11 protein-coding genes are annotated in these 12610 nt (G+C 39.0%); 7 read left to right on the top strand and 4 right to left on the bottom strand.

The features are described from left to right. Positions 1-63: 63 nt before the first annotated feature. Entirely contained in the window at positions 64-957 is an 894-nt protein-coding gene (locus JG479_RS13890; RefSeq protein WP_039488320.1) for a DUF350 domain-containing protein, read from the bottom strand. Between the two features lie 77 nt (positions 958-1034). Here JG479_RS13890 and glnE point away from each other — a divergent pair, with 77 nt between their 5' ends. Then, the gene (glnE, locus tag JG479_RS13885; RefSeq protein ID WP_039488321.1) at positions 1035-3830 is read left to right on the top strand and encodes a bifunctional [glutamate--ammonia ligase]-adenylyl-L-tyrosine phosphorylase/[glutamate--ammonia-ligase] adenylyltransferase; all 2796 of its coding nucleotides are present in this window, start codon (positions 1035-1037) and stop codon (positions 3828-3830) included. Between the two features lie 61 nt (positions 3831-3891). On the opposite strand, the gene JG479_RS13880 is transcribed toward glnE, so the two are convergent. From JG479_RS13880 to tolC, 3 genes are all read right to left on the bottom strand, one after another. Then, on the bottom strand, positions 3892-4464 hold the full coding sequence (locus JG479_RS13880; RefSeq protein WP_149603221.1) for a toxin co-regulated pilus biosynthesis Q family protein: 573 nt from the start codon (positions 4462-4464) through the stop codon (positions 3892-3894). Between the two features lie 41 nt (positions 4465-4505). Next, the gene (lpxL, locus tag JG479_RS13875; RefSeq protein ID WP_200219514.1) at positions 4506-5435 is read right to left on the bottom strand and encodes an LpxL/LpxP family Kdo(2)-lipid IV(A) lauroyl/palmitoleoyl acyltransferase; all 930 of its coding nucleotides are present in this window, start codon (positions 5433-5435) and stop codon (positions 4506-4508) included. 111 nt (positions 5436-5546) lie between these two features. After that, complete coding sequence (gene tolC / locus JG479_RS13870; RefSeq protein WP_002961956.1) at positions 5547-6902, bottom strand: outer membrane channel protein TolC; 1356 nt, start codon at positions 6900-6902, stop codon at positions 5547-5549. Between the two features lie 151 nt (positions 6903-7053). Here tolC and JG479_RS13865 point away from each other — a divergent pair, with 151 nt between their 5' ends. The 6 genes from JG479_RS13865 to JG479_RS13840 all read left to right on the top strand — a co-directional run bounded on the left by JG479_RS13865 (position 7054) and on the right by JG479_RS13840 (position 12603). After that, positions 7054-7680, top strand: coding sequence for an NUDIX domain-containing protein (locus tag JG479_RS13865; protein WP_200219513.1), 627 nt, complete (start codon positions 7054-7056; stop codon positions 7678-7680). 26 nt (positions 7681-7706) lie between these two features. After that, entirely contained in the window at positions 7707-8165 is a 459-nt protein-coding gene (locus JG479_RS13860) for a DUF1249 domain-containing protein (RefSeq protein ID WP_039488324.1), read from the top strand. Beyond that, positions 8152-8937, top strand: a complete 786-nt coding sequence (locus tag JG479_RS13855) for a metallophosphoesterase (protein ID WP_197121702.1) — start codon at positions 8152-8154, stop codon at positions 8935-8937. Before JG479_RS13860 ends, JG479_RS13855 begins: the two co-directional genes overlap by 14 nt. Beyond that, positions 8922-9482: a YqiA/YcfP family alpha/beta fold hydrolase gene (locus JG479_RS13850; RefSeq protein ID WP_002961960.1), complete on the top strand. Its 561-nt coding sequence runs from the start codon at positions 8922-8924 to the stop codon at positions 9480-9482. The genes JG479_RS13855 and JG479_RS13850 overlap by 16 nt, the downstream gene beginning before the upstream one ends. Positions 9483-9589: 107 nt before the next feature. After that, positions 9590-11479 carry a DNA topoisomerase IV subunit B gene (parE, locus tag JG479_RS13845; RefSeq protein WP_002961961.1) on the top strand — a complete coding sequence of 630 codons (1890 nt, stop codon included), beginning with the start codon at positions 9590-9592 and terminating at the stop codon, positions 11477-11479. A gap of 29 nt (positions 11480-11508) precedes the next feature. Then, positions 11509-12603, top strand: a complete 1095-nt coding sequence (locus JG479_RS13840) for a PQQ-dependent sugar dehydrogenase (protein WP_024605067.1) — start codon at positions 11509-11511, stop codon at positions 12601-12603. Positions 12604-12610 lie beyond the last annotated feature (7 nt).

Below are 12610 nucleotides of genomic sequence, written 5' to 3'. Positions count from 1 at the left end.
TAAGTAATTACCATTATTACTTAAATGCAGACGTTTTAATTGCTGTATTTTCAGTAAAAAGGTCTAAAGAGAAAACATACTAATAAGTAAATAACCTATAGCACAAAAAACAGCAAATTCTATGCATGCTACCCCAATATTATCTTGATGGTCTATTTCAAGAGCCGTATCAATATTTGGTAAAGAGATAATTTTTATCACATACGTTAAGCTGTAAAGTAGTATCCACATTACACCGCAATGCATTACAAGTGTAAATATGTTTTCAACCATTTTACCGTTTTGAAATGCTGCGCTAGATAAACCAGCATATACAGCCAACGCTAAGCCAATTGATTTTCCAGCATATCTTATACCAATAGATGTATTTTCTAGGTTAAAGTTACTTTGTAGTGACGCACCTTGGTTTGCTTTTGCAAAACGGTGTTCTCGTATTTTGCTATCAAGTGCAAACATCCCTTGGAGTGTAAAAAAGCTAACGCAAGCAATAAGTAAGTTGCTAAACCCTTGCGTGTGGGTCCACGTGTACAAGCCCAGTGCAATAATACAGTTAGCGATTAACATTCCTGAGTCTACCAATGCAGCACATACATTTTGTTTTAGTATGGCAGCTTCTTCATTAAACCTGTGGAGTATCCATTTTCTGTGAATTAAATGGCCCACTTTTATAAAAGTGAATAAGAGAACAATAATAATTAACACTTTTAACGGGTTTGACTGTGCCGTGCTTACGCTTATTTCGTCAAATAAAAAGGCTATAGTGGCTATAACGACTGATATTTCAGATGCAAAACTAATACCCATGGCAAAGTTGTCGTGTTGCGCTAACTCATCTTTAAGCGCTTGTTTTGCTTTGATTTGAGTGACAACTCGTAAACAAAAAATAGTTATGCAAATAACCGCAAAACTAATGGCAATCGCAATAAAACTAGTGTTAGATAAAGACAAATATGACATGGTGATCCTAATTAAGTTAACCTTTCTAGGTTTTAATCATTCTAGTACGGTTATTGATGATATAAAAGAGAGGATTGATGAGTAACGTAAAGCAACTTCCTATTCAATTACAAAAACTTGGCTTGATGCGCTTTGAACAGTTATACCCGCAGCAAAGTAAACAAAGTGAAGTTGTAAGGTTATTAGCATTAAGCGACTTTGCTTGGCGCAGTTTAGAGTCACAACCTGATTTAAATACCTGGCTATTATGCAAAGACGAAATACAAAATAGAGTAATAGATTCTCCTTTTAAAAACCTGAATTTAGCTGACCTTGATGAAGCACAGTGCCATAAAGTACTTCGTCAATATCGTGAAAAGTACTGGCTTAAAGTCGCCTTTTTAGATTTATGCTGTAACAACCCCATTGCCGATAGTATTAATTACATAAGCCAACTGGCTGACATGTTAATTAATAGCGCCAACCAATGGGCGCATGCACAGGTGGCAAAAGTAAATGGTGAACCGCTTGATGAGCAAAACCAAGCAATGCCGCTAATGGTATTGGGGATGGGGAAGCTTGGCGGACAGGAGCTAAATTATTCCTCTGATATTGATCTTATTTTTGCGTATCCGCGCAGCACAAAAACCCAAGGTGGCCGCAGAAGCCTTGAGGCCCAAGTGTTTTATACCAAAGTTGCACAAAAACTGATTGCAGCACTTAACCAAGCCACCGGTGATGGGCAGGTATTTAGAGTTGATATGCGCCTACGTCCGTTTGGCGAAAGCGGCCCTTTGGTTATGAGCTTTAATGCCATTGAAGATTACTACCAAGAACAAGGGCGCGACTGGGAACGCTACGCCATGTTAAAAGGGCGCTTAATTGGCACTCCTAATAAATATTGGGATGAATTTATTAAGCTTTTAAAGCCGTTTGTTTACCGCCGGTATATTGATTTTTCGGTGATTGAATCCTTGCGTAAAATGAAGTTAATGATTGCACAAGAGGTTCGCCGTAAACGCTTAACTAATAATATAAAACTAGGCGCTGGTGGTATTCGTGAAGTTGAATTTATAGTGCAAGCCCTGCAAATGGTAAGAGGTGGGCGAGAGGCTAATTTACAAACCCAATCTTTACTCAAAGCATTAAATGAGTTGGCACTTAACCAAGTTATAGATGAGCAAGAAGCAAGCGAGCTGAGGCGCAATTACCTTTATTTACGTAAAGTTGAGCAGTACCTTCAAATATTTGACGATCAGCAAACGCAAACACTCCCCGATGATGAATTGAATCAGCAGCGCTTAAATTTATTATTAGAACAAGCTGATTTTTCTGCCACTTTAAACACTATAGAAAAGGTGATGAAACAAGTTAACGGTGAGTTTGCACTTGTGATTGGCGAGGAAACCGTGCCACTTGATACCTGTGAAGGCGCATTTATTAGTGCTTGGGATCATGGTGATGTGAGCTTTTTAAAAGAAGCCAGAGATGAATGGCAAGCACCCCTTAACGATTTTAAATTAAGGCTGTCTAAGGTAAATATAGGTAACCGAGGGCGTGACACTCTTGATAAGTTAATGCCCGTTTTACTAAATCAATTAAATGACTTTAATGCCAGTGCAGCAGCCTTCACAATGGTTTGCCAAATTTTTAATAAGATAATTTCGCGTACTGCCTATTTAGAATTGCTTTACGAAAACCAAGGTGCATTAAAGCAACTTGTTTTACTGTGTTGTCATAGCAAATGGATAGGCGAGCATATTTCTCGCTACCCCATATTACTTGATGAACTAATAGACCCCGCAGTTCTTTATAAACCAACCCCGCTCACAGCGTATAAAGATGAAATAAGACAGTATTTTTTACGAATAGAGCATGACGATTTAGAACTGCAAATGGAGTCGCTTAGGCAATTTAAGCAAACGCATCAATTACGAATTGCTGCCGCCGATGCAACCGGTGTTCTTGACGTAATGAAAGTAAGCGATCATTTAACCGTACTGGCAGAGGCGATTGTTGACCAAGCTGTTAATATTGCATGGCATAACACTGTTAAGCGCTTTGGTATGCCCCCTGGCACAGATGATGAAAATAAAGGTTTTGCTGTTATTGCATATGGTAAAACAGGTGGCTTAGAAGTCGGGTACGACTCAGATCTAGATTTGGTGTTTGTGCATAATCATGATGGCTCAAGCCTAACTAATGGTGAAAAACCGATAGATTCTCGTCAGTTTTATTTAAAGCTCGCTCAGCGCCTAATGCATTTATTTAATACCCGTACTGCATCGGGCATTTTATACGAGCTTGATACACGATTACGTCCTGAAGGAGCCTCTGGTTTATTGGCTATCAATTTAGAGAGCTTTAATCACTATCAGCAAACTCAAGCATGGACGTGGGAGCATCAAGCACTTGTTCGGGCTCGATTAATTTTAGGTCAAAACGATCTGATAGATCGTTTTTCACAAATTCGTAAAAATATACTTTGCCAGCCACGCGATGATACCGTGCTAAAAGCTGATGTAATAAAAATGCGCGAAAAAATGCGCGACCATCTAGCGAAAGGAAATATTGATCAATTTGATTTAAAACAAGATGTTGGTGGTATGGCTGATATTGAGTTTATTACGCAATATTTAGTACTTAAACACGCAAACGAGTTTGAACAGCTTACAGTTTACTCAGACAACGTAAGAATATTAACGGATGCGGCAAATATAGGTTGTATTACTAAAGAGCAAAAGCAGCAGTTGATAAAAGCGTATATTGATTACCGCTCGTGTTATCACGTGTTGAGCTTGGAGCAAAAAGGCAAATTGATCCCGCGAGAAACGTTTTTACAAGATATTACTAACGTAACTAATATTTGGAATAGTATTTTTGAATTGAATTGAATTGAATTGAATTGAACTGAAAAACCCAAGCGCTTGCTTGGGTTTTTGTATGTGTAAACCCTTAAACCTTTAGTTTTAAACAGTTTGTACGTACAAATTCTGATGGTAACTCGGTAATAACCGCTGCTCTTTGTTTATGGCAAAAGTAAGTATAAACCTCATGCTCAAAGTCATCATTTATAGCGCGTCCAATTTGGTACAGTGCTGAAGTAAAGTTACTGTCTACTCTAAAATGATCTTTAACTACGTAATCTTTACTTAAGTACCAGTAGAGCTCAATCCCCTCGTTTTTAGCATATTGATTAAGTACATCTTTAAGAGTTGTGCCATTTTCAAAGCGCCTAGGTTCAACTTCTCCAGTCCAATTTGTAGGCATTGGATCTACTGTTCGCGCACGTTCAGCCAATACTCTATCTAAGGTTTGTTCTGGTGTTTTAAGTTTTAAAACAAATTGATCTCGTTCTTTATTACTTTTTACTTGGTTACGAATGGAGGAGTAAAAGCGTGATAATCCTTCGGCGGCTGCATTTTTAGATTTTTTAATATCAAATACAGAACTATCACCCACTAAAAAGTATACGGCGAGTGCTATTAGCACGGCTGCAAATGATAAATGTCTAATCCAAAACCACATGATTATTACCCACCTTATTTGTTCCTATTATTGTTATACCATTACTTTTTGTAAAAAGAAGGGGTATTTTTATCCGGTCGAGTTTTAAAGCGACGGTGTAGCCACATGTATTGCTCTGGAGCGGCATTAACAGATTGTTCCATGCGTTGATTTACCCGTGTTACATCAGCCTTATCATCACCACTTGGGAAGTTTTCAAGCTCAGGTACTACCTCTAAATGATACTTTCCATTTTCGTCACGACGCGAGATTAAGCTCATAGTTTCGCAGTTTTTACTGCCAGCAAACATAAGAGTACCTGTTGTCGTTGCAGTGTCAGGGACGGCGTAAAATGGCACAAACTCACAGCGGTTACGTCCGTAATCTTGGTCAGGTAAGTAATAGCATACTTTTTTGTTTTTTAATGATTTTAGTAAGCCTTTTACATCTTTTCGGCCAATTAGGTATTCGTTAGAACGAAGGCGGCCATTCGTTGTAAAGTATTCCATTAGAGCGTTGTTGTGAGGGCGGTAAAAGCCTAAACCTTGGCATTTTAATCCCATTACACGACTCGCCATTTCAAGATGCAGAATATGAGGTACAAGTAATAAAACACCTTTACCAGATGCCTGTACGCGCTTAAAATGCTCCAAACCTTTGATTGAGCCATATACACTTTTTACTCGCCACTGCGGCCACCACCAAGCCATGCCGGTTTCAACCATTGCAATGCCGGTGTTTTCCATATTTTTGAGTACAAGGTCTTTTTGATCTGCTTCGCTCATATCAGGAAAACACAGCTTAATATTTACTTCTGCAATATGGCGACGGCGCTTCATAAATTTATGGACTAAGCGGCCAAGTTGCTTACCCATTGCCAGCTGTAGCTTTTGTGGTAGCCAAGAAATTAAGTATAAAAATAAAACGCCAACCCACGTTAGCCAGTATCGAGGGCCTAAAAAAGATGCTTTAAAAGGAGATGAGGTGACCACAAAAATCTCTCTGAGAATAAAAACGATAGTTTAACGCTAAGCGCTATAAAATACAAAAAGCCAGCTACATGCTGGCTTTGAATAAATCTATATTATGTTTAGCTGTAAAAGTTAAGCTGATTTTAAACCTTGGTTTATAGCAACCAAATCTTCACTTGTTAGTGTACCCGCAGCTTGTTTTAAGCGAAGGGTAGATAACACATAACGGTAACGCACATCAGCAAGGTTACGTTTTGCATCGTATAAGTTTTGCGTACTCACTAGTACGTCAACAATGGTACGAGTACCTACTTCAAAACCGGCTTCAGTTGCTTTAAGGGCACTTTGAGCTGAAACAACCGCTTGCTCTAGCGCTTTGTAAGTCGCAATATCTGAAACAACTTGATTATAAGATGTAATTACTGTGCGAGTGACTGCGCGGTAATTTGTTTCATAATCTTGGCTCGCTGATACGTAAAACGCACGCGCTTGGTTTGTTGCAGCAACCGTTGCGCCACCTGAATATAAAGGTACGCTAAAGTTAAGCCCAACAGAACTTGAGTCTGAACGCGGTTGGTCATCAAAATTAGCGCCATTTATTTGAGTGTCTGTAAGAGAGTCACCATAACTTGCACTTAGAGTTAGTTTTGGATAATGACCTGCTTTTGCTAATTCAATTTGATCTTTTGCAATATCAACCGTTACTTTAGAGACTTGTAAGTTGATATTTTTATCTTCAGCTACTTTAACAAAGTCGCTTGAGCGCTTAGTTGGCTTAGTTGTTGAGAAAGTATCTGTATTTAAAAAGTCTAATTTTTCGTGATATTTACCAGTTATCTCACGAAGTTGCTCGCGTGCAGTTTCTACAGCATTACTGGCAATAATTTCTTGGGCTACTGAGTTATCAAACTGAGCTTGTGCTTCGTGTACGTCTGTTATAGCTGTTAAACCTACTGCATAACGTTGTTTTGTTTGCTCAAGTTGACGTGCAATGGCACGTTTTTCAGCTTCGACAAATTCAAGGTTATCACTGGCACTTAATACGTTAAAATAACCTTCAGCAACGCGTACAATTAAATTTTGTTTAGCTGCATCATATAGGCCGCTTGCTTGTAGAGCTTGCTTATCGGCAATATCTAAAGTGTTCCAAGCACCTAAATCAAATAATGTTTGGCTTAAACTTACACCACGAGAGAATTGGTCTGTGTCACTTTCAACTTTAACTTGGTTAGATAAGTCGCCAACGCTTTGGTACGACGTTGCATCGCTTTTCGTATAACCCATAGTTAAACCAATTTGAGGTAATAGTGCACTCATCGCCAAATCGCTTTGGTAAGACTGCGCATCGGCTTGGGCTTTTGCTTTTAAAACAGTAGGATCGTTAGCTGTTGCTATTTCAAAAACTTGTAGTAAATCTTCAGCTTTCACTGCTGTTGCACCTAGTGCGCATGATAAACTAACTAGCGCCGCAAGAATGTTCTTTTTCATGTGGGGTTCGGTCCTTAGACAATTTTTGTACTAAAAGCATGTTAACCTGTTTTACTGCATAACAAAAAAAATAATTAGTAAAACAGTATGTTCAAGTGTAACAGAATATATTAACGCATTTTAAAGCTTTAGATAAGTAGGAGGTAGGTACGTGGTTGATAAAACGCTCGTTCAATTTACACATAAAGATGTAAATTTAAAGCCAATAAAAAACCTTTATAAAGGTTTTTTTCAGGTTGATTTATACCAGTTTGAACATGCTCTTTTTGCGGGTGGAAAATCAGAGCTAATTAGCCGAGAAATATTAGAACGTGGCGATGCAATTGCAGTACTCCCTTACGACCCAATATCAGATACTGTTCTTTTAATTGAGCAAATACGTATTGGCGCTATTAAAAGTAAGCATTCGCCGTGGCTACTAGAATGTATAGCCGGAATGACTGATGGCAGTACGGATTACGAATCAGTTGTAAAAAAAGAAGCGTATGAAGAAGCAGGGCTTGAATTAACCGAGCTTGAATTTATGCTTTCATACCTATCAAGCCCAGGTGGAACAACTGAACGCTTACATTTATATTTAGCACGTGCTGACTTAAGCCAAGTGAAATCAGGTGTATATGGTCTTGAAACTGAAGGCGAGGATATAAAAACTCATATTTTATCGGTTGATGATGCGCTAATGCGCCTCAATAACGGTGAAATGGATAATGCGGCAACGGTTATTTGTATGCAGTGGCTTGCGCTAAATCGCGAAAAAATGGCAAGTAAATGGGCATAAACTCTTACTAATATTATGGCGGAACTTTGACAGCACAATTAGCAACAAATCGATATATTCAAAGCCTCCCAAAGTATTTAACACTTTGTGAGCATAACTATGTGCGACTATTAAAGTTGTTACCGAGCGAGCGCAATATAGGAAGCATTCGTGAAGTAAAACTTGGCAACAGTGAATTTGCTACAAAAATTGATGGCAGCGCAAAATACACTATGGATATTTCAATTAAGCAGCTAACAGGAATGGTTAAAGGGATAGCGCCGCTGTATTTAACGGTGCGTTTGTATCACGATGCGAAAGTAGCTGAAATTATTCATCACGATTACCATCAACGCATAAAACCATCGTACGGATACCCCAACCCTAAAATGCATCAAAAAGATGAAAAGTATCAACTTAATGCTTTTTTATACGACTGGTTAGTGGCCTGTGTAGAGCACGGGCAAGCAACATTAAATTGGGATGTAAATAATGGCTTGGTTTGATGATACATATACATTTGATAAATCATCTTTGTGCATTGCGCATATTACCGACAGCCATTTATTTGCAGATAAAAAGGGTGAATATTTTAATGTAAATACTGCAGCCCATTTTGAACAAGCTTTGGCACACATCGCTGAGCAGCCAGTAGATTGCGTAATTTTTGGTGGTGATTTAACACAAGACCATAGTTTCGAATCGTACTTATTATTTAGTGAACTTATAAATGCCAGTGACATCACTTGCCCTGTATTTTGGGTACCAGGTAATCATGATGAACTAGTAATGCTTAATCGCATAAGTGGCGGAAAAATAAATTCGGCTAAACATATTATTGCTAACGGGGTTGAGCTGCTTCTTATTAATTCTAAAGGACCCACGCCCGCAGGATGGGTTACTGGCGCGCATTTAGATGAAATAACTGATACTTTAGTCAACTCGAATAATAGTAAAGTTATCTTTTGCCATCATAATCCGCTGCCAATAAATGGCTATCTTGATAAGCACTTATTAGAAAATGGTCCACAGCTTTTAAATATTTTAGTTAATAGTAATAATGTATCTGCGCTTTTTCATGGTCATGTACACAACGATTATGAACAAAACTTTAGAGGCTTGCCTATATATGCAAGTCCTGCCAGTTCAGTCCAGTTTGTAAAATACACTCCAAAGTGGGAGCAAAAAAATGCAGGGCCTGCTTACAGAATGCTAAATATAAAGAGTAAAAAAGATAAAGTTGAAGTAAAAACGGAAGTGGTATGGCTAAGCGCGTAATTTATATTCATGGCTTTAATAGTTCACAAAAATCATATAAAGCTGTGCGCTTTGGTGAGCTTATGGCAAACTATGACGTTGATTATTGTGTACCGAACTTAAACCACGAGCCCCTACAAGCTATAATTGAGCTTGAACAATTACTAACGCCAGATACCGTTTTATTAGGTAGCTCGTTAGGTGGTTTTTTTGCCACGTATTTATCGCAGCGTTATCAAATTCCTGCAGTGGTCATTAATCCCGCGGTCGCACCTTATAATTTATTACAGTCGTTACTTGGGCCTAATTATAATCCGTATCAAGATTATCATTACGATTTAAATAACAGTCATATTGAGGCGCTGAAATTACTCGCTGTAGATAAATTAGCACATCCTGAGTTACTGTATTTATTACAGCAAACAGGCGATGAAGTGTTGAACTTTCAACACGCAGTAAAATATTATTCGCAATGCAAGCAATTGATAGAGTTTGGTGGCGATCATAGCTACGTTGAATTTGAACGCACCTTTGCAAGTATTGTAGATTTTCTTAAAATCACGTAAAACTAGTTAGCCTGAACTGAGGTTAGTTACTATATTAACGCTTTAGCGCATATAACAATAAAACTAGTAAACGTATTAGAGCCTTAGCGGATATAAAGACAAAAACTATGAGTGATCAAAATTATAACGCCGAAGCCATTGAAGTACTTAATGGATTAGATCCGGTAAAACGACGCCCAGGGATGTACACCGATACCGTACGCCCAAACCATTTAGGCCAAGAGGTTATCGATAACAGTGTCGATGAAGCTATGGCGGGCCACGCTACTCGTATTGACGTAATACTCCACGAAGATAACTCGCTCGAAGTGAGCGATGACGGACGTGGTATGCCTATTGATATTCACCCTGAGGAAGGTATCCCTGGGGTTGAATTAATCTTCACTAAGTTACACGCCGGTGGTAAGTTTTCTAATAAAAACTACCAATTTTCGGGTGGTTTACATGGTGTAGGTATCTCTGTAGTAAATGCGTTATCTACACGTGTAGAAGTAACCGTAAGGCGCGATGCTCAACAATACAGAATGGCATTTGAAAATGGCGATAAAGTAGAAGACTTGAGCGTAATTGGTACTGTTGGTAAGCGCAATACAGGTACCACCGTTCGTTTTTGGGCTGATGTTAGCTACTTTGATTCACCAAACTACTCAATTACCAAGCTTAATCATTTATTAAAAGCCAAAGCGGTCTTATGCCCAGGACTGCGTATTAAGTTTGTTAATAAGCAAACAAAAGAAACCAAAGAATGGTTTTATGAAACAGGCTTAAAAGATTACCTAATTGAAGCCGTTAAAGGGTTTGAAACATTACCGCAAGACCCATTTGTAGGTGAATTTAAAAGCTCAATTGAAGGCGCTGATTGGGCTGTTGTATGGCTACCTGAAGGTGGCGAATCAATAGCGGAAAGCTACGTAAACTTAATTCCTACTGCGCAAGGTGGTACACATGTAAATGGTCTGCGCCAAGGCTTGCTTGAAGCAATGCGAGAGTTTTGTGAGTTTAGAAATTTACTACCTCGTGGCGTAAAGCTAACACCGGATGATATTTGGGAGCGTTGTAGTTACGTATTGTCGGTTAAAATGCAAGATCCACAATTTGCAGGGCAAACCAAAGAAAAACTTTCATCGCGCTCATGTGCCGCATTTGTATCGGGTGTTGTAAAAGATTCGTTTAGTTTATGGCTAAATGAACATACCGATACTGCAGAATTATTAGCTGAGTTATGTATTTCAAACGCGCAAAGCCGTTTGCGTGCAGCTAAAAAAGTCGTACGTAAACGAGTTACTGCAGGCCCTGCATTACCAGGTAAATTGACCGATTGTAGTGCTGCCGATAATGACCGAACCGAGCTGTTTTTAGTGGAAGGTGATTCTGCTGGTGGTTCTGCTAAACAAGCGCGAGACCGTGAATTTCAGGCAATTATGCCGCTACGTGGTAAAATTTTAAATACCTGGGAAGTAGAGTCGGGGCAAATACTAGCATCACAAGAAGTACACGATATTTCAGTGGCGCTGGGTATTGATCCAGAATCAACAGATATGTCGGGACTGCGTTACAATAAGATTTGTATACTGGCCGATGCTGACTCGGATGGACTACACATTGCAACATTGTTATGTGCACTGTTTGTTCGTCATTTTCCAGAGTTAGTAAAAACAGGGCATGTGTATGTTGCAATGCCACCATTATTTAGAATAGATATTGGCAAAGAAGTTTATTACGCCCTAGATGAAGAAGAAAAAACCGCTATTTTGGCGCGCATAGAAGCCGAGAAAAAACGCGGAAAAGTAAACGTACAACGATTCAAAGGTCTGGGTGAAATGAATCCGTTACAGCTTCGTGAAACCACTATGGATCCTAATACACGACGCTTAGTGCAGCTTACGCTTGATGAAGAAGTAGAAACCATGGAAATGATGGATATGCTACTTGCTAAAAAACGTTCGCCTGATCGTCGTCAATGGTTAGAAGATCATGGTAACAAGGCGCTCGTTTAATTGCTTGTGCCTAACACTAGGAGAGACGAATGAAAAAATTACTAGGAAGTTTGCTGTTACTTGGGCTGACTAGCGCTCCTGCAATGGCTAAAAATATACTTGATAAGCTCACCGTAGCACCTGGGTTTGAAATTAGTTTATTTGCAAATGATGTAGAAAATGCACGTCAAATAGCCGTTTCAAAAAAAGGTATTGTGTATGTTGGCTCTCGTAAAGCGGGCAACGTATATGCGCTTATTGATCACAATAGCGACGGCGTAGCAGATAAAAAAATTGTTGTGGCTAAAGGCTTAAACATGCCCTCTGGCATAGCAATTAAAGATGGCGATTTATATGTAGGCGAAGTGCATCGTATTATTCGCTTTAAAAATATTGATACCCAATTAAAAGATCCAAAATTTGATGTGGTCTACAACAAACTACCAAGTGAGCGTCATCATGGTTGGAAATTTTTACGTTTTGCACCAACGGGAGAATTAATCATTCCGGTGGGTGTACCGTGTAATATTTGTGCTGAGGATGAGCGTTTTGGTCGTATTTTTGCGCTTAATGTAGAAACAAAACAAATAAAAACAATAGCTAAAGGCGTTAGAAACACAGTGGGTTTTGATTTTCATCCTGCTACTCAAGCTTTATGGTTTAGTGATAACGGTCGCGACATGATGGGCGATGATATTCCACCTGATGAGTTAAACCGTGCAACGCAAGAAGGTGAGCATTTTGGCTTTCCATATGTTCATGCCGGTGCAATTATCGACCCAGAGTTTGGTGAAGGTAAAAACATTGCCGATTACACGTCGCCAGCACTTGCACTTCCAGCGCATGTAGCGCCACTAGGTATTCATTTTTATAACGGTAAGCAATTTCCAGCAAGTTATAAGCAACAATTATTTGTTGCTGAACATGGCTCATGGAACCGTTCTAAGAAGTCAGGCTATAAAGTAGGGCTAGCAACAATCGAAGTAGGTCGCGTAACTAAATATACGCCATTTATTACTGGCTTTATGAAAGACGAAACAACATTTGGACGCCCTGTTGCATTTGCAGAATTAGGTGACGGCAGTCTGTTAGTAAGCGATGATTACGCCAATGTAATCTACCGTGTAAGCTATAAGAAAAACTAGGTAAGCT

Source organism: Pseudoalteromonas sp. LC2018020214 (assembly GCF_016598755.1).
Taxonomy (GTDB): domain Bacteria; phylum Pseudomonadota; class Gammaproteobacteria; order Enterobacterales; family Alteromonadaceae; genus Pseudoalteromonas; species Pseudoalteromonas distincta.
Note: the sequence above shows the minus strand (reverse complement) of the source record. Positions and strands in the feature narration are given on the sequence as shown.